Genomic DNA, 23,254 nt, shown 5'->3' on the forward strand with positions numbered 1-23,254 from the left:
AGATAAAATGCGTATCGCCTGGGAAGGACGGGAGCTGTACTGCCATATCTCAACAAAAGCAGGCTTTGACCCGGTAAAAACACTTTATGTCTGCGCTCCGGGCGCGGATGCGGCAAGCTATGAAGCCGCCGCACGTTTTGCGCAGGCATCCGGCTGGCGGGAAATCGCAGAGCAGGACGGGGCGGTACTGGTGCTCCCCATCGTGCCGCACGGCTGGCGGGCGGAGGACGCGGGGCTGCTGATGAAGATCTACCGCGGCACGCGCGGCAGCTTTCCGACCCAAAGCGGGAAAAGCCTGTATGGGCGCGGCGGCTATTTGTGGTGTTGGGAAACACTGATCTATGCGGTGGGATATGAGGACGGCGCCTCTTTCCTGGGCGACGCCTCGGCTGCCTGTCCAAGCTTTTTTGCTGCGGCGGCGCTCGTGGGCGGCGTGCCGCAGGATTATACGCCCGGGGAGCGTCCTTCCAGTCACTGGCTCGTGGAAAATGTGAGCGCGGATTATAAAACCCTGAACCGGGAGCTGCCCGTCTGCCTCTGGCTGATGGTGCGTGAACGGCAGGAGGCGGACGCGGCTGTCCGCTATTTCAACTGGAGCAACGGCGCGCAGGGGCCGGGCTGTGAAGAAATGTTTGATGATATTTCCGCGACGGTCTACCGGGCGCCGGATGGCGGAGCGGCGCAGGTACGGATTTCGACCGGAACCTTCGGCCCGGAGCCTGCGCTGGCGCGCACGGTTTTTTCACAGCTTTTTGAACGCGTCATCCGCTGGAAAAACGGCCCGGATGGAAAGCTGACGCCTTTCATGAGCCGTGCGGACTTTTATGCGTCCCCGCGCTTTGCGCTGGATTCTGTTGTGTACGGGGGCCGCAGCTACGGCTTTTTCGTTCATGTGCCGGAAGGGCTGACGGCGGAGCAGGCCAGGGGCCTGCCGCTGGTGTTCAGCGTACATGGCCGGGGCGAACCGGCCTGGATGTTCGCGGAGAAAAACGGCTGGGACAGGCTGGCGGACGAGACCGGCGCGTTTCTGCTGGCCGTGCCGGACTCTCCGGAAAACATCTGGTTTCTGGAACGCGACGGCGGTGTATTCGCCCGGATGATCGACAGGCTCCACAGCCGTTACGGCATCGACCGGGAGCGCGTTTATCTGACGGGCTTTTCCAACGGAGGCATGATGACACGGGAGGCGGGCACGCGGTATCCGCAGCTTTTCGCGGCTTTATCACCCTGGAATGCACCGCCTGCCGAGACCTGGCCCGGCTTTGCGGAAGGCGGGTGGCAGATGCCGTGCTTCATCTATCTGGGTGACAACGACCCCGTCGCGCGGGGCACGGAAGAACCGCTGCTGGAGCAGATGCTCCGGGCAAACTGTTGTGCGGCTGTGCGGACGGCCGGGGGCTTTGTGCCGGATGCGATATACAACGGCGAAAACCATTACACTGCCGCGCGTGGGTATACCGAGGGCGAACGCTTTGGCACAGCGGTCTACCGGGACGCGCAGGGCGTACCGCGCGTATGTGTGACAGTGATGAAAAATATGCCCCACGGAGCGATCCACGATGAGAGCCGGGCGGCATGGGAATTTATGAGACGGTATCGGAGGCCGGGAAACGGAAAGGCTGTGGAAACGGTGCCGCATACAGAGAGCACAGAAACAGAATGCGCAAAACAAAAGGAGGAGCGACTGAAGTGAACGATACGATGAACGAGATCACAGCATTTTCTCCCTTCGGAGGACGTCTGGTGCTGGAGGAGGTCAAAGGTGCGCAGGAACGTGCGAATGTGCCGGAGAACAGCATCGAGACGAAGGCGGGCGATGACCGCAGCATGTACGTCTATGTGCCGGCTTCCGGCTGCCCGGACGCGAAACAGACGCAGGTCGTCATGTTTCTGCGGGATGGCGCGGACGAAGCCTCCGCCCAGGCGGCCATGCAGGAATATGGTTTGGATGCGCTGGCGGAAAAGGAGCATTTTGTGCTGGCCTTCCCCAATCCGCGGCAAAGCGGCTGGAGCGAAAGGGACGCGGAAGACATGGACTATCTCTCCCGCTGCTTTATGGCCCTGCCGCAGGGCAAGGGAAAGGTCGGCGGGTTCATCGGAATGATCTTCTATATCGGCGGTTCTCCGTCAGCCGGCGCACTGCTGCTTGCGATGAGCGCGCGAAGGCCCCTGAATGTGGCGGGCGTGCTGCTCTCGGAGCTCCCTGCGGATTACAGTATCCCGCAGGACGGCGTGAACGCGCCGCAGGTGGCTTATCTCTGCGGCGGAGCCGCCCGCGCCGCAGATTATTTTGGAAAGGTGAACGGAGTGACGGGAGCGGACGCCCGGCCGCTGGAGCACGCGGTGCTTTACACCAGCTCCGTAAACCCAAATGTGCGGCACATCGTGTCCGAGCTGCCGTTCAGCGCGCAGGAAGCGGTCCGTGCATGGGACATGCTGTTCTGCAAAGCGAGGCGCTGGTCCAACGACACCTATGGGACATATCAAAAGCGCACGGATTTTACGGCCCGCGGCTTTGTGGCACACGTCAACGACCCGGGCCTCGGCGTGAACGAAGGCTTTGCCCATACCTGGTACGAATATGTACCGCCCCGTCTGCGCGGCAGCAAAGAAAAAGCGCCGCTGGTGTTTTATTTTCACGGCATCGGCTGCGTGCCGCTGTACGGCGCGGAGCAGAGCGGCTGGCACGATATCGCCGACAGGGAAAACTTTATCGTCGTATATCCCAAGCCCGCCCGCAACAAGGCGTGGAACATCTGGGATGAGCCGGGCATGCCCAGCGACCAGGCCTTTGTGCTGGCGCTGCTGGAGCATATGAAGCGGACCTATGCCATTGATGAAAGCCGCGTGTACATCTCCGGTTTTTCCATGGGCGGCATGATGACCAACGCTCTGGCATGTGCATATCCCGAGCTGTTTGCGGCGGCAGCCCCTTGCAACGGATTCAATTCCGGCTATCTGGTCCCGGCGTCGGAAATGTGGACGATGCTGCGGAAAATGCCCACCGGCCGCGGTTTGCCGGACGGCCCTTCCGAACCGGTCACCCGTACACGTGTACGGGCGGATGCGAAAAAGGCTGCCTTTGCCTACCGTATGCCCCTCATCCAGAGTTCGGGCCTGCTGGACGGCACATGGCCCGCCGCGCAGGACGATCCCTTCAAGCGGTTGGCTTCTTTTGATTACTGGAAAACGTACAACAATATTCCCCTCACGCCTTACGAGCCTGCCGCCGCGTGTGAATCCGGCCTGACGGCCGACGAGACATTTTATGACTGTGCGGACGGGCGCTTCCTTCACCACCGTTGGTTCAGCCGCGATGAAGGAAAGCCCGCGCTGTTTGAAGTTGTGCTCGCAAAGCGTATGCCCCACGCGCTGGACCTGCGCCAGCTGGAGCTTGCCTGGCAGTTTATGAAAAGGTTCTCACGCGGGAAGGACGGTTCTCTGCACATCGACCCGTAACGCGCCCGCTGCGAAACGGCCGGACGCTTTGAGATCACAGCAGATGGGAGGAATGGAAAAGAAAAGACGGGAGTGGAAAATGGTATCTGCATATTGGAAAACACGGCAAAAGCGAATAGAATGAAGGAGTGAATCACAAATGACAATTCAAATGATCATTACATTGGCAATCGTGATCGGCATGATCGTCATGATCATGTCGGACAAATTTGCCTTCGGCGCACCGCCGCTGATCGCCTGCGTTCTTCTGGTACTGACGGGCTGCGCCACCATGTCCGAGGCCTTTGCGGGCTTTGTGGACAAAAATGTCATCATGATCGCCGGCTTTATGGTGGTCATGGCGGCGTTGGAAAAAACCAGCCTCATCGACAAGGTCAAGGCAACGATGTTCAATATGGCCAGCAAGGGCGGATATCGCAACTACATCCTGTTGCTGATCGTTGTCATGCTGGGTGCCAGCGTGATGAGCGGTACAGGCTATTATGTATTGGTGCTGAGCTTGGTATCCACTATCCCCTACAATAAAAATCTGCCTATTTCAAAAATCTTTATGCCCTTGGGCTATGCCACTTACAACCCCATCGTACCTGTGAATATGGCGTTTTACGTGGGCTTGGTGGCCTCTCTGCTGGAGAGTTCCGGCGTCACAGGCACCGCAGTGCCGCTGCTGGTATATTCCGGCATCAAGCTTGTCAGTTCTATCGCGTTTTTGGTGTGGGCGGTTATCGGTTACCGCTTCCTGCCGGACCACCCCATTGCCGAAGCGGGCGCGCAGGCTTCCGAACAAAAGTCAGAGGGCGAAAAGCTGTCCAGGTGGAAAGAAATCGTTGTGTATATTGCTTTCGTGGTCAACTTCGTAGCCATGATCTTCCTGGATAAGCTGGGGGAGCCGGGCTATGCCATCCCCGGCGTCATTGCCGCCGTACTGTTCGTTTTGGGCATCCTCAATTTCAAGGAAGTGCGCAACAATATTGCCTCTCCGCTGATTCTTATGATGGCCGGCGTCATCGGCGTGGCCGGCGCCCTGGCGAACTCCGGCTTCACCGCCATGGTGGGTGACGCGGTGGCCGGCGCTTTGGGTACCAGTGTCAGCCCATTTGTCATCGTATTGGTGTTCACACTGCTCACCAGCCTGAGCGCTACGTTCACGGGCGCCAGCTTCGGTTCCCTGTTCGTATTTGCGCCCATCGCCATCTCCGCTTGCGTCAGCATGGGGTTGGATCCTACGGCTGTGGCTGTGGCTTGTGTCACCGCCGCTTGGATCAACTGGATCATGCCCATCGACGGTATGCCTGCTATGATTCTTGGCATGGGCAAATACAAGCTGGTTGATTTCTGGAAGTTCACTCTGCCGTTGTACGTCATCCAGATTCTGGTGCTGTGCGGGGCCTGCGTGATTGTATTCCCCATGTAGTAATAACCTGCGGTCGGCGGCGGAACATGCCGCCGGCCCTTTTCGGAGAGAGATGATACGCCATGAATACACTGAGTAATTTGAAGATGCCGCGCGCCGTCTGCTGCGGCGAGGGCGCGCTGAAAAAGATGCCGGAGATCCTTCAGGCGGCGTCTGTGAAAAAAGCGGCTGTCTTTACAGACAAGGGGATCCGCAGCGCCGGCCTGCTGGACCCCGTGCTGGAGCAGCTTCAAAAGTCGCAGGCGGCATTCTGTGTGCTGGATGACCTGCCGCCGGAGCCGAGCTACGGCCAGGTCCAGAAGCTGGTGGATGCCTGCCGGGCCGAGGGCGCGGATATGATTCTGGCCGTGGGCGGCGGCAGCGTGATGGATACCGCCAAGCTGGCCGGTGTGCTTTTGGACGGCAGCTCGACCGTGCACGACCTGCTGGAAGCGCCCGGCCGCGCAAAAAAATGCTGTCCCACGCTGATGATCCCCACAACGGCGGGCACGGGCAGCGAAGCCACGCCCAATGCTATCGTAGCCGTGCCGGAGCAGGAGCTGAAGGTGGGCATCGTCAGCGACGCGATGATCGCAGACAATGTTCTGCTGGACCCGCTGATGATCAAAAATCTGCCCCGGAAAATTGCGGCGGCCACAGGTGTGGACGCTTTGGCGCACGCCATCGAATGTTACACAAGCAATAAGGCGAATCCCATCAGCGATACTTTTGCGCTGGAAGCGCTGGATATGATTTTGAACAACATCCTGCCTGCGTGCGACAGTGCGGACGCGGTATCGCAAAAATCAGCCATGCAGCTCGCAAGCTTTTACGCGGGCGTGGCTATCACTGCCAGCGGCACAACGGCCGTCCATGCGCTCAGCTACCCTCTGGGCGGAAAATATCATATCGCCCACGGCGTATCCAACGCCATTCTGCTTGCGCCTGTGATGCGCTTCAACGCGCCTGCCTGTCCGGAACGCTTCGCCGCCGCGTATGACCGTTGCGTACATGGAGAAAAAACCTGCGTGACGCAGGAGGAAAAAACGGAGTTTATGCTGCGTTGGCTGGAGAAGATCGTCCGGCATCTGGAGATACCCACAAGCCTTTCGGCATTCGGTGTGTCTGCGTCGGATCTGGAGACACTGGTGGCGGCCGGCATGCAGGTGACACGGCTTCTGAACAACAATCTGCGCCCGGTGACGGCGGACGACGCCCGCGCGCTGTACCGCCGGATCCTCTGACATCGGAAAGGACGGAAAAACATGAATAGAATCGAGATCAAGGGCATCATCCCGCCCATCATTACGCCGATGCACGCGGATGAAAGTATCAATACCGCCGAGCTGCGCCGCCAGGTGGACCGCCAGATCGAAAACGGCGTGCATGCGCTGTTCTGCTTTGGCACCAACGGCGAGGGATATATTCTGGACGGCAGGGAAAAACAGCTCGTGCTGGAGACGGTCATTGAGCAGGCGAACGGCCGCGTGCCGGTGTACGCGGGCACAGGCTGCGTTTCCACACGGGAGACCATTGCACAGTCCCGCATGGCCAGAGACGCGGGAGCGGATGTGCTGAGTATTATTACGCCCAGCTTTGCGGCGGCCAGCCAACAGGAGCTGTACGACCACTACCGTGCCGTGGCTGAAGCCGTGGATATTCCCATCGTGCTGTACAATATCCCGGCACGTACAGGAAATGCTCTTGCGCCCGAGACGGTAGCACGCCTTTCCCGGATCGAAAACATCGTCGGTGCAAAGGATTCCTCGGGAAACTGGGATAATATGAAAGCTTATCTGGATGGCACGCGGGGCAGCGGCTTTGCAGTGCTTTCCGGCAACGACGGCCTGATCTTGGACTGCCTGAAGAACGGTGGCCGGGGCGGCGTGGCGGGCTGTGCCAATGTTTACCCCCGCACCATGGCGTCTATTTATGATTGTTTTGCCGCGGGCGATTTGGAAAAAGCGCAGGAATATCAGGCGAGCATCGCGTCCTTCCGCGCATGCTTCAAATACGGCAACCCGAATACGGTCGTCAAAACAGCCGTGGCGCTGCTGGGCTACGACGTGGGAAAATGCCGCGCACCGTTCAACCAGCTCCCGGAAGAAGGCGTTGCCGCGCTGCGGCAGGTGCTTCGTGAGAATGCGGAAAAGGGGATGCACTGACCCATGAACAACACGGAAATAAGGCGGTCGGTCATCGGCATCACGATGGGCGACCCCGCGGGCAACGGGCCGGAGCTGTGTGTGCAGGCCCTGCTCCACAAAGCGATCTATGAGGAATGCCGGCCGCTTATCGTGGGGGATGCAAACGTTATCGAAAAAGCGGCTGTGCTGCTGGGCCATCCGGAGCTGACCGTGCACCGCGTGGACAGCGTGGAGCAGGCGGCTTTCACCTGGGGGATCATCGACGTTTACCATCTGGACCTTGTGGACCTGGCGCGGTTTGAATACGGAAAAGTGTCCGCGATGTGCGGGCGCGCGGCGTTTGAGTGCGTGCGGAAAGTCATTGAACTGGCACTGGACGACGAGGTGGATGCCACCTGCACCAACGCTCTGAACAAAGAGGCCATGAACTTGGCTCTCGCGCCCGAGGGCATGCACTTTGACGGCCATACGGAAATCTATGCCCACTATACTCACACCGAGAAATATACGATGCTGCTGGCGCACCACGATCTGCGTGTGGTACATGTTTCCACGCATTGCTCGCTGCGGGAAGCGTGCGACCGTGTGGAAAAGCAGCGTGTACTGGATGTCATTCATATCGCGGACAGCGCATGCAGAAGCTTCGGAATCCCGCGCCCGCGAATCGCCGTGGCAGGGCTCAACCCTCATGCGGGAGAAAACGGCCTGTTCGGCAGGGAGGAGCTGGACGAGATTATCCCGGCGATCCGTGCCGCGCAGGACGAGGGACTGTGTGTGGACGGCCCTGTGCCGCCGGACAGTTTATTTCCCAAGGCGCTGGGCGGCTGGTATGACATCGTTGTGGCCATGTACCACGACCAGGGGCACATTCCGCTCAAAACCGTCGGCTTTGTATATGACAGGGAAAAACAGGCGTGGAAGGCTGTCGAAGGAGTAAACATTACACTGGGGCTGCCCATCATACGTACCTCGGTGGACCACGGAACGGGTTTCGACCAGGCAGGCAAAGGCACTTCGAATGAATTGAGCCTGCTCAACGCCATTCAATATGCCGTCACGATGGCCCGCAACCGCAACATCAAAGAGTGAGGGGAAGAAAACCATGAAATATCCATGTTTGCCCGGCCTGACACCGGACGGCACCGTTTATCAGAATTCTGCAATGGGGACGGTGGAGGCCATGCTGCCCCCCGGGCCTTGGGCTACGGCGCATGCGCCCGCCTTGCTGGAAACTCCGGACGGCAGTTTGCTGTGCGCCTGGTTTGCTGGCAGCTTTGAAGGCAGCGGCGATGTGAGCATCGTTTGCGCCCGCCTGCCCAAAGGAGCCGCACGATGGGAAGCTCCAGTACAGGTGTCCCATGATGAAAAACGCAGTGAGCAGAATCCCTCGCTGTTTCTCGCGCCGGACGGCGCTGTATGGGCGGTTTATACCGCCCAGCTGGACCGTGTGCCCGGCAAGGATAATATGCAGTTCACGTCTGTCATCCGCCGGCAGAAAAGTACGGACGGCGGCCGCATTTGGGGCGAACCGGATGTGCTGTTTGCCCGGGAGGGAAGCTTCTGCCGCCAGCCCATCCAGGTGCTTGCAAGTGGACGCTGGATATTCGCAAACTGGCTGTGCAGCGACAGCGCATCCGGTCTGGCCGGAGACCCGACGGCGTTTCAGATCTCCGACGATCAGGGCTGTACTTGGCGCACTGTAGAGATGCCGGGCAGCAACGGCCGTGTACATGCCAATGTGGTGGAGCTTGCGCCGGGACGTCTCGCGGCGTTCATGCGGAGCCGTGCGGCAGATTTCATTTATCGCAGTGAATCGCTGGACGACGGCAATACGTGGAGCGAACCGGTGCCCACGGTCCTGCCCAATAACAACTCCAGCATCAGCGCCGTCAAGCTGCAAAGTGGACGCATTGCCGTTGCCTATAACCCCACCCATACGCCTGCGCCGCAGCCAGGTGTGGCAGCCTGGCCCGGCCTTCGCTGCCCGGTTGCGGTGGCCCTCAGCGAGGACGGCGGCCTTACATGGCCGATGATTCGCCATATGGAGCTGGGAGAGGGTTTTGTAGGGTCAGAAAACAGTACCAACAACCGCCAGTATGAGTACCCGTATCTGATGCAGGCTTCGGACGGCAGGCTGCATCTGGCGTTCGCGTATCAGAATCGCCGCGGTGTAAAATGGATGACGTTTTCGGAGCAGGATGTTATGGGTGAAAAGCGTGAAACTGTAGGCGTGTACAACCCGACAGCCGCCAGGGTATAGTGCGTTTTACAGGCGGAAAGCCCGAAAGCGCGCTGCCGCGGAGCGAAGCGGTTTCACGGCAGTGCGTGCCATTTCAGCAACACGCAAAAATACGGTAAATTTTTTTCAAAAGCATGTTGACAAGAAGAATGTTTCATGATAAAATCTAACATGCTGATTCGGAAACGAACAGCAGAAAAAGCGTGATCACGGGGTGACTCGTGTTCACATATATGCGGATGTGGCGGAACTGGCAGACGCGCTAGATTCAGGTTCTAGTGAAGGCAACTTCATGTGGGTTCAAGTCCCTTCATCCGCACCAGGTCGGTCTCGTTGTAAAGACGGGGCCGATTTTTTGTATATCGTTTTGGTAATAAGATGGTGGAGGAGAGGAGACGCAGATGACAGAAAACCTGCACTCCGGTCAATATTTTTTGATGAATGACGGATGTGGCCCGGTCGGATTTGAAAAATCTGCAGGGCTTCAGTTTTCACTCACGCCCAGATATTGAAATCCCGGCGAGATGGCTGAGGCTTTTGAGTGGAATAGTCAGTCGTCAGATGGAGCGGGCTTTGTTTGAATGAAAAGGATCTGAAGTGCTCCTTTGCTTTTGTGCGCAGCAGTATTGGGGGCACGGTTTGCTGTAAAGACAGGGGAAAACGTTATGCCAGCTTTCGCAGGGAATGCCGCACATTCTGAAAACAGTGATTTGCAGCCTCGTTTTCCCGCAAGGGAAAGGTTGTACTTTGAACAAAAAGCAGATATCATTGTAGTGGCGGTATCGGGGACCACAATGCATGGAGGGCCCGTTTGGAAGCATTCAGTACAGTAAGTGCCGCCGGATGCCTCGGAGAGCAGAGGAGATATGACAATGAAAAAGAAAAAGCATGCCCGCTGGAGATGGTATGAGATTCTGCTGGTTGGGGCGCTGCTGGGCCTGGCGGTGTGCAGTACCGCGTGGCTTACGTCGTATTGGGGACAGATGCGGGCCGCGCAGCAGACGTTTGAAAAGCTGGCGCAGGCCGTTCGTGCCGCCGCGCCGCAGCCGGAGGAAGAACGGGGCGAGGTGTGGCAGAAAGGCGTAGAGACGCTGCAGGCCCAAAACAGAGACTGCCTGGCCTGGCTGTACAGTGCGGATACGGGGCTGGATTATCCCGTGATGTATACGCCGCAGCAGCCGGAATATTATCTGCGCAGAGATTTTGAAGAACAGTACTCTTTGGCGGGCACGCCGTTTTTGGATGTGCGCAGCAGCCCGGCGGACAGCAGGAACCTTATCATCCACGGACATAATATGAAAGACGGGAGTATGTTCGCACCGCTGCGTTTTTATCTGGAAAAAGAGTATGGCCTGGAGCACTCATCCTTTGAACTGTCCTTTGCGGACGGTGTGCGGCGATATGCATTGATGGCGGTGCTTCATATAGAACTGACGCCGGAGAATGTAGAGCAATATTACAAACAACCGCAGACACAGGAGGCATTCGAAGCTTTTGTTGAAATGCTGGAACAGGAATCGCTTTATTGCGGCGGCGCCGGTGCGCAGTGGGGCGAACAGCTTTTGACGTTAAGCACCTGCGACAACCAGAGGGACAATGGCCGTATTCTGGTGGTCGCCCGTGAGACAAAGTGATGTGAATTGCTGTAGAACGATGAAGTAAAAGGCGGCAGACTGCCAATTGAAAAATCGAATCTTGTTGTGTTCAGAAATTTTAGATGGAGAGAGAAAGCCAATTGAAATCCGCATCTGCGGAACAGACTGTTGAAAAAGGTAAAGAAGTAAAAGAAGCGTCCGGGGAAAAGATGGCGGTGGCAAAGCCTTGCATCTTTGCGCAGTAAAGTGCAGGCCACGCGGCGAATGCCGCCAAAAAGGGGTGGGGGACCGCACCCGCAGGCGCGTGTGGGAGCGGTGCCCCCCTTGCGGACAATCGCGCTGAAAGCGCGGCTCTTAGCGCGCAGACGCCCCCGCAGGGCCAGTGCCGAGGCATGTGCAGAGCGAAGCGGCCGCCGAAGGCCGCCGTGCGCGGCGAATGGAGCCAAAGGCCCTGTCCGCAGGCAGCTTTTTCGACAAGCTGCTCTGCATCTGCAGAAAACCGGACACAGAAGGATAAAGATAAAGCACGGCAGCCCCTCGGAGCAATGTTCCAAAGGGCTGCCGTGCTTTATCGGGTAAAAATAAATTTTGAATTCACTTTGAAGCGGGTGAAGTCGTTGCCTACACCAATATTGCTGTACGGAGCTTTTTTGCGGGTTTTATACGGGAAGCCTGTTGCAGCACTCTGTGTGCTGTCCATTCCGCAAAACGCATGAACGCCGTTTACAGCACCACGCCGTCCTTAAAAATAGAGATCTCTCGGTATCCTTTCTGCTCGGTGCGGGTCTGTTTCCCGGAGGCGACGTCCAGCACCAGCGCGTACAGCGCCGCGCCCGCTTCCCCGATGCTCTGCGAACCGTCTGCTATCGTGCCCGCGTTGAAGTCGATCCAGCCTTTTTTCTTTTCCGCAAGCGGCGTGTTGGTGGCGATTTTCAGCGTGGGGGCGGGCGCGCCGAAGGGCGTGCCGCGGCCTGTGGTGAACAGCACCAGCTGTGCGCCCGCCGCCGTGAGCGCCGTAGCCGAGACAAGGTCGTTGCCCGGACCGTTCAGCAGGTTCAGTCCCCGGGCGTGTACCTGTTCGCCATAACCGACCACGTCAACAATGGGCGCGCTGCCGCCTTTTTGCACACACCCGCAGGATTTGTCCTCCAGCGTGGTGATGCCGCCCTGCTTGTTGCCCGGGCTTGGGTTTTCGTACACGGTTTCTCCGTGGGCCAGAAAATATTCCTTAAATCCATTCAGCATGGACGCGGCTTTATCGAAGACGGCCCGGCTTTGGCAGCGGCCCAGCAGCATGCCCTCCGCGCCGAACATTTCCGGCACCTCGGTGAGGATGGTGCTGCCGCCCCGGGCGCACAGCATATCGCTGAACCGGCCCACCGCCGGGTTTGCGGTGATGCCGGAAAGGCCGTCGCTGCCGCCGCATTTCATGCCTACCACAAGCTCACAAACAGGCACGGCCTCGCGCCGGGCCTGTCCGGCGTGGGCCGCCAGTTCCGCCAGCAGCGCGCCGCCCGCCTCCATCTCGTCTTCCACATCCTGACAGGTGAGAAATTTCACCCGCGCGGGGTCATAGGGGCCGAGTTCTTCTGCAAATTGTTCATGGGTCAGATTTTCGCACCCCAGTGACAGTACCAGCACGCCGCCTGCATTGGGATGGCGCGCCAGCGCGGCCAGAAGGCGGCGCGTTTGGGCATGGTCGGCTCCGGTCTGGGAACAACCGAAGGGATGGGGAAATGCATACAGCCCGTCGATGGAACCGGAGACAAGGCTCTGGTTCTCCGCGGCCAAGGCCTTGGCGCAGTCGTTTACGCAGCCGACGGTGGGAATGATCCAAAGTTCGTTGCGGACGCCTACGCGCCCGTCCGCCCGGCGGTAACCCTGGAATGTTTCGGGCGGCACGGGGGACAGGGGACGCACGTCCGGCGCATAGGTGTACTCCACCTCGCCGGACAAGTTCGTGCGCACATTGTGGGTGTGCACCCATGCGCCGGGCGGGATATCCGAAGCGGCGTGCCCGATGGGATATCCGTATTTGATGATGTTTTCGCCCGCGGCAATCTGGGCGAGCGCCAGCTTGTGTCCCTGCGGGATGTCCTCCCGCATTTGGACGGCGCGGCCCTCAAGGGAGAGCCACGTCCCGGCGGGGATGGGGCACAGCGCGACGGCTACGTTGTCGGCCGGGTGGATGCGGATGCATTGCGGCATATCGGGCCTCCTCCTTTACACTGCGGGACGGGCCAGGCACGCGGCGAAAGCCGCGCGGGCGCCTTCAGTACGGATGCGGCGCAGGTTTTCCGCAGCGGCCTGCTCAAAGCCGGGCACCAGCGTCAGGTCCTGTCCCCACATTTTTTCATTCGTCATCACGTCATGCACCAGCGTTTCGTCCGAAACGCCGCGGCGGCTGTAATAGAATTCCAGCACCCAGCGGTCATCGCTGACGGTGTATTCGTTGCCCTTCGGCCGGCGGCATACAAGCCCCTGTTCCGTCAGGGCCTGGATATCGCTGGAATAGAAAGCGATGTATGCGGCGAAGCTCATCGCAAGGCACGGGGGCAGCTTTCCGGCCGTTTGTGCATATTCCAGCAGGCTGGGCATATTGCGCGCGCGCCACTTGGAGGTGGAGTTCAGCGTGATGCTCATCAGCTCGTGGTTGATGAACGGGTTGTTGAAGCGGTCCTGCACGGCGGCCGCGAAGGCTTCCAGATCCTGCCTGTCCAGCGGCAGCGTGGGGATGACTTCCTCGTGAAGCATGCGGTTCATGAAGCCCAGGATCACATCGTCCTGCATGCAGTCGCGTACAATGTCGTACCCGGCCAGATACGCCCCTGGCACAAAGCCTGTGTGCGCGCCGTTGAGGATGCGCACCTTGCGTTTTTTGTAGGGCGTCACATCGGGCACCACGGGGCAGTTCAGCCCCGCGGCCCGGAATGGCAGTTTTTCCGCCAGCCATTCGGGCCCTTCGATATTCCACACGCCGAACACCTCGCCCACGTCGATGAGCGCGTCCCGGTAGCCGTTCTCCTCCTCCAGCCGAGCGGCCTCGGCGGCGTCGCGAATGCGGCCGGGTACGATGCGGTCCACCAGCGTGGAGCAGAAGGTGCAGTCCCCGTTCACCCAGCGGGCAAAGCCTTCCTTCAGCCCCCACTGCTTTATGTATTGGTTCACACAGCGCAGCAGCTCCTTGCCGTTGTTGTCGATGAGCTCGCAGGAGAGCACCACCACGCCGGGCCTGCCCGCTCTCCAGCGGTGCAGCAGAACCTGTGTCAGCTTTGCGGGAAAGGAAGCGGGCGGACAGTCCTCAAGGCGGCACGAGGGGTCGTACACGATGCCCGCCTCGGTGGTGTTGGAGACGATGTATTCAAGCGCTTCGCCGGCGGCTACATCCATCATGGCGTCGTAATCCTGTTTTTCATAGGGGTTCAGGCAGCGGCTCACCGAGGAGATGACGCGCTTTGCATCCACCTTTTCGCCGTTCTGCCGTCCGCGCAGGTACAGCGTGTACAGGCCCTCCTGCCGGTTGATGAGCTGCGTCAGCCCCTGGGCGATGGGCTGCACCAGAACGCATTTCCCGTTCCAGCCCGCCTTTTCGTTGGCCATGTCGAACCAGTAGTCCGTAAAGGCGCGCAGAAAATTTCCCTCGCCGAACTGCAGCACGCGCTCGGGCGCGTTTTTCAGCAGATAGCCGGTATATCCGGCCTTTTCAAGTGTCTCATAGCACAGTTGTTCCATTTTTGCTTCGCTCCTTTTTGATGAATTCAGGGGCAGACCGCCCCGGATGCACGGTAATAGGCAAGGCTGCTTTTGAAGATCACACGGCTTTCCACGTAGTGGACGCCGGCCGGGGGCTGTATCCCGCGCAGCACGAAATCACCCATGAGCCGGGCAGCCAGATATCCCTGCTGCGCCGGGTCCTTATAAAGAATGTTCTGCACAAGGCCCTCCTCCATGTTGCGGACAGTCTCGCCGAACAGGTCGCTGGCAACGACGCGTACCTGTCCGGCCCGGCCCATTTGGGCGACAGCATCCGCCAGCAGCACGCTCAACCGCGCGCTGACGCTGAATGCGCCGGAAATACGTGCGTCTTCCGCAAGTGTCCGTCTCAGGCGCAGCGCCAGCTCCTGCTTGTCATGATAGCCGTCGGCCCTGACCAGAGTAAGCGGAACGCTGTTCTCCCGCAGGTATGCTTCAAATCCGGCCGCCATCCGGTAGTGGGAGGGCGTGTGCACGTCCCCCGCGCACAGCAATACCGCATCGCCGGGTGAAAGCTGCGCGCTCAGAAGCTCGGCGGCGATACGGCCGGCCATGTCGTGGTCCGCCTGCACGCAGGCGATGCGGCCGCAGCCTTCCGCGTCGTCACAGGTGAAGAACACAGGCGTCCCTGCGCTGCTGTACCGCTGTACCGCCCGCCGGGCAGTGTCCTCCGTGGGACCGATGGTGAGCAATGCGTCTATTTTTCCCCCGTACTGCTCAAAGCAGGCGTTCAGCGTTTCGGCTTGGCCGCGCTCTGTGCCGGGATAATAGGGCAGCTCCAAAACTTCCAGATTGTAGTCGTCCAGCTCGGCCATGCAGCGGCGAAACCCGTGCCACACGCTGCCGTAAAAATAGGAGTTTTCTTCCTGTGGGCCGGGAAACGCGGCCGCGATGCGCAGCGCGCTGCGCTTGAGCGCGGACGCGGCGGAATTGGCGCGGTAGCCGCGCCGTGCGCACAAATCCAATATCTGTTGGCGCGTTTGCTCGGAAAGGCCTTTTTTGCCGTACAGCGCCCGGTGGACGGTGCCGGTAGAAACGCCCGCCTCGGCGGCGATTTCTTTGATGGTCACACGGTGCTCCATGATCCTGCTCCTTTTGCGGCACGGTTCCTACAATGCGCAGGTAAAACGTTTTAGTAAAAATCCTGCTTTTATCATAACAGGCAAAGCGGCGATATGCAAGAGGAACAATGTAAATTTCTCACACATAGGCTGAATGCCAAAGCAAAGGAGAGCTTCGGAAAACGACCGTTTTGCAGAAAAGATTCCCGTTTTGCGGCCGCGCCCATGTGCCGGTTTGCGAAATGCTGTGGGTGTTTACTACGCAAATCTGTAATTTTATTATGGCTGCGGATACCGCGTTATGGTATAATAACCTCAAAGTTGCCGCTTGCGCGGCTGCGCGTGTGCAAGGCACACGTCCCTGTGCTAACGCACAGGGCTTTGAGAACATTGAACCATGCAAAACCGCAGCACGTGCGGTTTTGTTGGGGCCGCTGCGCGGCGTCATGGTATAATATGTTCGGTTAGCGAATGCGAGCCGCAGGCGAAGCATGAGTTTAGCGGCATAGATACCCTGTTTCTTAGTGAACACGAGCGGTACGCGAAGTGGGAGCTTAGAAATATGCTATAACCTCAAAGCCGCCGCTTGCGCGGCTGCGCGTGTGCAAGGCACACGCCCCTGCGCTGGCGCACAGGGCTTTGAGAACATTGAACCCTGCAAAACCGCAGGAGGTGCGGTTTTGTTGAGGCCGCTGCGCGGCGGCATGGTGTAATTAATAACAAGGGACGGCTGGGCACCGGGAAATGGAGCGGATGACCAATGAAAAAGTGGAAATCCTTTTCGGATTGGAGGCTGCGCACCAAGCTGTTTTTTATCCTTGCGCTGTGCCTTGTCGTCAGTATGCTGTTGTCGGTATACAATATGTTCCATATCTCCCGTGCGTATGACAGGGAGCTTTACGGCGCTCTTTCCAATTTTTTGTCGCTTTCCGTCACCGAGATCGGCTATAAGCTCGATAACGTTCAGCAGATGACAACGGACCTCGGCCAGGACAGCCAGATACAGACATACCTGTCCCACAACAAAGACGCATCCCGCGCGTTTTCCAGCGAATACAACGCACTGTATTATCTGGTGCAGGATTACTATAAGAAAAACCGTGTCAATTGTGTTTCCAACATCACGCTGTATACGGGGAATTTTACGCTCCGCTCCAACACGTCCGCCAACGTGTATGTGCCGGATGAAGTTTACAAGGATTTATATGAGGCGGCGCTGGGGGCGAATGGCGCAACGGTGTGCGTCACGGATTATTCCCGGGACTACGGCCTGTTTTTTGTCAAAGCGATCCGCCGCATCGAAAACCTTCGCTTGGATACGCTGGGCATCGAGGTCGTGCAGGTGGATCTGGAAAAACTGGTGAAGTCCAGTGTGTCGCTCAACCAGTACGACAACGTTATCTTTGTTTTAACGCGGCCCCAGGATGGCGCGGTGATGTATTCTTCCGCGGGCGAAGCCGGGCCTCAAACGCTGCCCACGCTGGACACCGAAAGCCGATGGGATATCTGCAAGCTGGACAGCGTGAAATATTTTGTCACGGCGGACGGCAGCGCGGATTATCCGTGGGATTATCTCTGTCTGGTGCCCTACAACGAAATATATGCGTCCATCCGCGACGCGCTGCTTTTCTGCATCCTGTTTTTCCTCGCGGGCATCGCGCTCACCTTTCTGGTTTGCCACTTTCTTGTGGACCGTATTACGCGCCGCTTTGCAAAGCTTATCAGCCAAATGGACCAGTTTGCCAAGTATACGCCCGATATGGTGCTGCCGGTGGACGAGTTCTCCGGGGAAGAGCGGGAGGCGGGCGACGAGGTCGGCATGCTCAGCCGTCATTTCAGCCATATGGCGCGGGAAATAGACGGTCTGATCCAGACGGACTACACCAACCGCATCCTGCTGCGGGAGGCCCAGCTGAAGGCGCTGGAAGCGCAGATCAATCCGCATTTTCTGTACAATACGCTCAGCGCGATCAACTGGCGGGCCAAGATGCGCGGCGCACAGGAGATATCGGATATGGTGGAGGCCCTGAGCAATCTTTTGCGCGTTACGCTGAACGACGACAGCGGGTTGATCCCATTGGAGAAGGAGCTCTCTCTGGTGCAGTCTTATATCGTGATACAGCGCATCCGTTTTGACGAGACGCTGGATTACAGGCTGGCGGTGGAGGCGGACGAGCTGAAAGACGTTTTGATTCCAAAGCTGACGCTTCAGCCGCTCATTGAAAACGCCATCCGCTACGGTCTGGAACAATCCACTCAGATTTGCCGCGTGCAGCTGAGCGTCCGGCGGCAGGGCGCGCAGCTTGTGCTGCTGGTGCAGAACGACGGTTCTCTGTATGAGGACGATTTGCTGGAAAAGCTGCGCCAGAAAACCGTGACGCCCCACGGCTATGGGATCGGGCTTTTGAATATTGAAAAAAGGCTGGAATTCGCCTTTGGAAAAGAAGCGGGACTAGAGCTTTACAACGAAGACGGAATGGCCACGGCGCGCATTACGATACCTTGCCGTGTGAGCTGAAAAAGCGGTATTGTGACGGAGGGGAGAGCAAATGCTGAAACTGCTGGTTGCAGACGACGAACGGATCTTACGGGAGGCGGTATGCTATCTCATCGATTGGAAAAGCATCGGCATCGAGCTGGCGGCAAGCTGTAAAAACGGCCGGGAGGCTTATGAAGAAGCCTGCAGGACAAAGCCGGATATCATTCTGACCGATATCAAAATGCCCGGCCTTTCCGGGCTGGACCTTGTGGAAAAGCTCTCGGAGCCGGGCCGGGTGCTGGAGTTCATCCTGCTGACGTGTTATGCGGATTTTGAGTACGCGCACCGCGCGCTCTCCCACCGGGTGCACCACTATCTGCTTAAGCCTTGCAACGAACAGCAGATCATTGAAGCGGTACAGCAGGCGGCACAGTCCATCTACACGCGCCGCCAGCTGCAGCAAATGGAGCCGACCTGTGCGGGTGTGGCGCGCCCTGAATACAGCGAGACGGTGCAAAAGGTCGTGGACTATCTGGAAAAGCACTACAGCGACGCCGCGCTGTCACTCAAAGGCCTGGCGGCCAATTACCTGTTTATGAACCCGGATTACGTGAGCCGCCAGTTCCTGCAGCAGACGGGCTACCGTTTTGTGGATTATCTGCTGGCGCTGCGCATCCGCAAAGCGCAGTGGCTTCTGGTGAACGGCGTGCCGCCGCAGCAGGTTCCCGAGCGGGTGGGTTACAGCGCGAATCCTCAGTATTTTGTCCACCTGTTCTCCAAGGCGACGGGGATGACGCCGCGGGAATATGCGCAGGCGCTGCGCATTGAGCCATAAAGAAAAAACAACACAAACAGCTCCCCCCGCACGAAGGCGAACGCCCGGTGCGGGGGGAGCTGTTTGTTGAAGCAAAGCAGAGTATATCAGCAGTCTTTGCAGGCCTGTGTGCCGTATTCCCGCAGCATCCGGGCATAGGCACGATAAGTTTCCAGCGTGGTGCCGGGGGGTGTTTGATGGTCCATCGCAGGCAGATACCGCCCGCTGCGGATGACGGGCAGAAGACGCTCGAATTCCCGGCGCACGGCGTCCGGCCCTTCGAACATGAACATCTTGTCAAACCCGCCGATCATCAGGAAATCCGGATATTCCCGGCGTATGGCGGCCACGTCCACGCCGGACTGGCGCTCCAGGGGCAGGATGCCCTCAACGCCGGCTCCGCGGAACCACGGCACCGCCCGTGTGATGTCACCATCAGAATCCACGAACACACGGGTGCCGTGTTTTTTGATCTCCGGAATCAGGCGCTGGTAATATGGCTTGATGAACTCATTGAAAAGTTCTTCGGAAAGCATGGGCCCGTGGTTATAGCTCATATCCTCGGCAATGGTCATAAAATCCGGCTTCATATAACGGGCCAGCGCGTCCACCTGCGCGATCTGCCATTCCAGCAGATCTTCGCAGATGCGGTGATACAGCTCCGGCTGGTCATAAAAAGAATAAAGGTGGTTTTCAATGCCCAGCAGTGTGCGCGGCCACCAGAAAAAGCCGTCCAGAGTATACCAGACAAGGGTCCGGCCATTCTCATAGAATGGAAGCGTTTGCCGAATCTTAGGCAGCATCTGCTGCACAGCATTCTCCGGCAAAAGATATGGGCGCAGACGCTCATAGTCCGATTCATTTTCAACAATGCCCCTGCCGTGTGACGTTTCCCGAGGGCAGTCCGGTGTTTTGTGGGGCAGCCAGAACTGGGTGTTGCGGTCAATGCCCACAAAGTCTGCCATAGCGGCTTCATCCAGCCCGCGGGGCAGTCCCTGGCCGTACCAAAGCTCCAGTGTCTTATCCCACCAGTAGGCCCATTCTATGGCGGGCAGCCGGTCTACGGCGGCGTCGCCGGCCATGACACGGCGAAAGCGTTCTCTTGTGGTCATGGGGTATCCTCCCTGTCTGTATAGGTGATGCGCAGGGTCTTTATCTCAAAGGGGCGGAATTCCAGGTCTGCCGGACAGGGGGCAAACGGCTGCTCCAACATGTCGCAGAGCTGTGCGCCGGAGCAGCCCGGAGCGAGGGAGAGGCGGGTGCGCGCGTAAGAGCCCTCGCACTCATACAGGCGCAGGATGAATGCGTGTCCGCCGTCCTCGCAGGGCTTGACGGTCTCGGGCATCACATTGGCCGCGTCTACACGGACAAGCGGCTCCGAAGACAGGCCCTCGCCTGAGGCGGGCAGCGCCGCGTACTGGAAAGCATAGGCGGGCCGGACGACACTCTGCGCGCAGAAGCCTCCGGTGTGCGGCAAAAATGCATACCGAAAGGTATAAACGCCTTCGTCGCCGCGCGGGTCCGGCCGCATGCCGCCTTTGGCCAGCGAGAGGGCAATCCGGCCGCCCTCGACGCTGACGCCATACTTGCAGTCGTTCAAAAGTGCGACGCCGTAGGAGGGCTCGCTGAGATCGGCATATTTGTGGCAGCACACCTCGAACTTAGCCTGCTCCAGCGAATCGTTGCGGGTGGTGGGGCGCTGGATGCAGCCGAACTGGATCTCCTGCCGGGCGGCGGGAGCCTGTACGGTGGTGTCGAACGCGGCTTTCAAAAGGCGGTGCTTTCCGTGCCATTCCAGCTCGGTGTCGAATTCCACAAGGGGACTGTCGGCGTGGAAGATGATGTCCTGCCGCACAACGGAACCGCCGCACACGGTCCAGGTGCAGCGCACGCGGTATTCCACCGGCCCGTCGGCCGCGACCATCCGGCTTTGCAGCACGCCGTCGGGCCGCAGCTTTTCCATGCAGTCCGCGTCGACGTCCCAGCCGTCCCACGCGGCGGGGACATCCTCGGCGGAAAGGAACGTGTTAAGGGGCAGCCCTGCGCACAGCTCGCGGCCGGTGCGCCGGTCGACAAAGGAGGAAATGGCGCCGCCGGGGGAAAAACGCACCAGCGCAAAGGGCGTTTCCAGCCGGTTGCCGCAGGCATGGAAGAGCGAGGATGCTTCATCCGCACCCGCGCACAGTGAGAGCGGCGTGAACGAGAACGGCTGCTGGCGCAGGCCGGCTACGGCCAGAACACGCGCGCCGCCGCGCAGCTCCACGAGCTGCGTGCGCAGGCCGGGTGCATGCATGGCCGTATTTACGGGCAGATAAACGGTATCCGTCCGCGCAAAACCCAGCGGATTGAGCACGCCGCCCATCTGCTCCGGCCGAAGCTTTGCATCCAGCCGGCGCCCGGCCTCTTCCAGCAGAGCGGTGGTCTGGCGCAGGGATTCGTCGTGCGCCTCCGGAATGCAGCTGCCGGGCAGGATGTCATGGAACTGGTTCACCAGCAGGGTCTCCCACAGCGGCCGGCAGGCGGCGCCGCACGCGGGCGCGCCGCTGTGCACGGCTGCCAGCACCGTGACCAGCTCAAGGTCGTGCAGGGCGGTTTCGGCCATGCGGTTGTTCTTTTTGATCTGCTGTTTGCCCGTCAGCGTTCCGCGGTGCAGCTCCAGATAAAGCTCTCCCCGGTATTCGGGAAATTCGCGGCCCTCGGCCTCCAGGCTCTGCATAAACTTCGACGCGCTGGAGTAGCGCACCCTGGGGCAGCCCTCCAGGTCCGCAAGGCGGCGCGCTGTTTCGATCATCTCAAACTGGGGGCCGCCGCCGCCGTCTCCGTACCCGAAGGCGATGAGCCTCTGGTGGGAGATCTGTTTGTTGTGCAGGCAGTCCCGGTAGCCGACGCCGTTGACACGCTCCAGCAGCCCCTTTGGGTCGGGCCAGGTGTCCATGACAAAGAAGTGGGCCAGAACGTCCGTGCCGTCGATGCCTCTCCAGGTGAAGGTCTCATAGGGGAAGGTGTTCGTGTCGTTCCAGGCCAGCTTGGTCGTGAGAAAATATTTTACGCCGAAGCCACGCATGATCTGCGGGATGGCGGCGGAATAGCCGAAGGTGTCGGGAAGCCAGAAGCAGTCCGACAGTACGCCGAACGTATCGCGTGTGTAGCGCTGGCCCCACAGAAACTGGCGGATCAGCGCCTCGCCGCCCACCAGATTGCAGTCGCATTCCACCCACACCGCGCCGTTCATCTCGTACCGTCCCTGTGCCACCGCCTCGCGCATGCGCTCAAACAGGGCGGGATATTCCCGCTGCATCCAGGCGGTGTGGCAGGAGGCGCTTTGCAGAAAGCGGTATTCGGGGTACTGCTCCATCAGACTGAGCTGGTTTGCGATGGTGCGCGCATTTTTTCGCACGGTCTCAGCAGTTGGCCAAAGCCAGGCGGTGTCCATGTGGGAATGCCCCAGCAGAGCCGCGCGGGGTGCGCTGTCGCCGTTGCGGCAGGCCAGCGCGGGGGCCATGACGGCGCGCGCCGCGCGCAGGCTCTCCAGCCAGGTCTCACGGTCCACGGCCTGTGGGGAGAGGTACAGCGTCCGGTGCACCTGCGCCAGGGTATTGAGCACGCCGGCGCGGCGGAAGGAGTTTTCGTCCAGCATCTCGGCAAGCTGCAGCAGCACGCGCAGGTCAAACAGGAAATCGGCCACAAGCTGGTTCTTGGTGCAGATCAGGATATCCTGTGCCTGGAAGGAGAAGGCCTCAGCGTCCTCTCCGCCCAGAGGGCCGTCCGGCTCAAAGGGCGCGCGGCCGGGCACGGGGTGGCCCGCATAGAATTCCAGCGCGACATCCATGCTGCGGGCGGGGTCCGCCTGGGCGCACAGCATGTCGCAGTAGTGATTGCCGTGGCGCGTTACGACGATTTTGGTGGCAAAGGTGCCCTTCGGCATGCCGTCTACCCAGAGCATGGCCTCATAGCCGCCCACGCGGGGCATCAGATAGAGCGCCCGCCCTGCGAGCTGTTCGGAGGGCTGATACCGGCCTTTGAACCAGCAGGTCTGCCACGGACCGCCCCAATGGGGGACCGGCGCGTGGAAGCATTCGTCGGGCGGCACCGCGCGCAGGTGCTCCCGGGTCTCGAACATGCGGTAGTCGAGCTTGCCCTGGGGCTCGAACAGGTACGGCTCGAATACCTCCAGGCAATGGGACAGCTTTTGAAGCAGCTTTTTATTCTGCTGCGGGTTCAGCATATGCCGTTTCCTCCTTATCCGCCTGTACTCAGTACCGGCCCAGCCTGTGGGCGGTCCGATACATGGCAATCACGTTTTCCACCGGGGTA

Annotated in this window: 15 protein-coding genes and 1 tRNA gene; 11 read left to right on the forward strand and 5 right to left on the reverse strand. The window is 59.4% G+C overall.

Annotation, left to right across the window (positions count from 1 at the left end; translation table 11 throughout):
- The first annotated feature begins 7 nt into the window (after positions 1-7).
- The 9 genes from TQ39_RS12095 to TQ39_RS12135 all read left to right on the forward strand — a co-directional run bounded on the left by TQ39_RS12095 (position 8) and on the right by TQ39_RS12135 (position 10,872).
- Complete coding sequence (locus TQ39_RS12095) at positions 8-1,693, forward strand: CE1 family esterase (RefSeq protein ID WP_050005692.1); 1,686 nt, start codon at positions 8-10, stop codon at positions 1,691-1,693.
- Positions 1,690-3,459 (forward strand): PHB depolymerase family esterase, encoded by a 1,770-nt coding sequence (locus TQ39_RS12100; RefSeq protein WP_050005693.1) that lies wholly within the window; start codon positions 1,690-1,692, stop codon positions 3,457-3,459. The genes TQ39_RS12095 and TQ39_RS12100 overlap by 4 nt, the downstream gene beginning before the upstream one ends.
- A 139-nt stretch (positions 3,460-3,598) precedes the next feature.
- On the forward strand, positions 3,599-4,873 hold the full coding sequence (locus tag TQ39_RS12105) for an SLC13 family permease (RefSeq protein ID WP_009325294.1): 1,275 nt from the start codon (positions 3,599-3,601) through the stop codon (positions 4,871-4,873).
- Between the two features lie 62 nt (positions 4,874-4,935).
- Complete coding sequence (locus TQ39_RS12110; protein ID WP_050005694.1) at positions 4,936-6,096, forward strand: iron-containing alcohol dehydrogenase; 1,161 nt, start codon at positions 4,936-4,938, stop codon at positions 6,094-6,096.
- Positions 6,097-6,117: 21 nt separating this feature from the next.
- On the forward strand, positions 6,118-7,017 hold the full coding sequence (gene dapA, locus TQ39_RS12115) for a 4-hydroxy-tetrahydrodipicolinate synthase (RefSeq protein WP_009325292.1): 900 nt from the start codon (positions 6,118-6,120) through the stop codon (positions 7,015-7,017).
- Positions 7,018-7,020: 3 nt separating this feature from the next.
- Entirely contained in the window at positions 7,021-8,088 is a 1,068-nt protein-coding gene (pdxA, locus tag TQ39_RS12120) for a 4-hydroxythreonine-4-phosphate dehydrogenase PdxA (RefSeq protein ID WP_050005695.1), read from the forward strand.
- A gap of 13 nt (positions 8,089-8,101) precedes the next feature.
- A complete protein-coding gene (locus tag TQ39_RS12125; RefSeq protein ID WP_050005696.1) occupies positions 8,102-9,259 on the forward strand; it encodes a sialidase family protein in 1,158 nt (385 codons plus the stop codon).
- A 214-nt stretch (positions 9,260-9,473) separates the two neighbouring features.
- Positions 9,474-9,560, forward strand: a tRNA-Leu gene (locus TQ39_RS12130).
- Positions 9,561-10,110: 550 nt separating this feature from the next.
- Positions 10,111-10,872 (forward strand): class B sortase, encoded by a 762-nt coding sequence (locus tag TQ39_RS12135; protein WP_009325289.1) that lies wholly within the window; start codon positions 10,111-10,113, stop codon positions 10,870-10,872.
- Between the two features lie 684 nt (positions 10,873-11,556).
- Here TQ39_RS12135 and TQ39_RS12140 read toward each other — a convergent pair.
- From TQ39_RS12140 to TQ39_RS12150, 3 genes are read right to left on the reverse strand one after another with little or no spacing between them, the layout of a single operon-like run.
- On the reverse strand, positions 11,557-13,041 hold the full coding sequence (locus tag TQ39_RS12140) for a UxaA family hydrolase (RefSeq protein ID WP_050005697.1): 1,485 nt from the start codon (positions 13,039-13,041) through the stop codon (positions 11,557-11,559).
- Positions 13,042-13,056: 15 nt separating this feature from the next.
- Positions 13,057-14,565, reverse strand: coding sequence for a tagaturonate reductase (locus tag TQ39_RS12145; RefSeq protein ID WP_050005698.1), 1,509 nt, complete (start codon positions 14,563-14,565; stop codon positions 13,057-13,059).
- A 26-nt stretch (positions 14,566-14,591) separates the two neighbouring features.
- A complete protein-coding gene (locus TQ39_RS12150; protein ID WP_050005699.1) occupies positions 14,592-15,668 on the reverse strand; it encodes a substrate-binding domain-containing protein in 1,077 nt (358 codons plus the stop codon).
- 739 nt (positions 15,669-16,407) lie between these two features.
- Here TQ39_RS12150 and TQ39_RS12160 point away from each other — a divergent pair.
- Complete coding sequence (locus TQ39_RS12160; protein WP_050005700.1) at positions 16,408-18,165, forward strand: sensor histidine kinase; 1,758 nt, start codon at positions 16,408-16,410, stop codon at positions 18,163-18,165.
- Between the two features lie 31 nt (positions 18,166-18,196).
- Positions 18,197-18,961 (forward strand): response regulator transcription factor, encoded by a 765-nt coding sequence (locus tag TQ39_RS12165; protein WP_050005701.1) that lies wholly within the window; start codon positions 18,197-18,199, stop codon positions 18,959-18,961.
- Positions 18,962-19,047: 86 nt separating this feature from the next.
- Here the strand turns inward: TQ39_RS12165 and TQ39_RS12170 are convergent, their stop codons facing one another.
- Both TQ39_RS12170 and TQ39_RS12175 read right to left on the reverse strand, forming a co-directional pair.
- Positions 19,048-20,052: a uroporphyrinogen decarboxylase family protein gene (locus TQ39_RS12170; RefSeq protein WP_050005702.1), complete on the reverse strand. Its 1,005-nt coding sequence runs from the start codon at positions 20,050-20,052 to the stop codon at positions 19,048-19,050.
- Entirely contained in the window at positions 20,049-23,165 is a 3,117-nt protein-coding gene (locus TQ39_RS12175; protein ID WP_050005703.1) for an alpha-mannosidase, read from the reverse strand. Before TQ39_RS12175 ends, TQ39_RS12170 begins: the two co-directional genes overlap by 4 nt.
- Between the last annotated feature and the right edge of the window lie 89 nt (positions 23,166-23,254).

It is taken from the genome of Ruthenibacterium lactatiformans, assembly GCF_000949455.1.
In the GTDB taxonomy this organism is placed as follows: domain Bacteria; phylum Bacillota; class Clostridia; order Oscillospirales; family Ruminococcaceae; genus Ruthenibacterium; species Ruthenibacterium lactatiformans.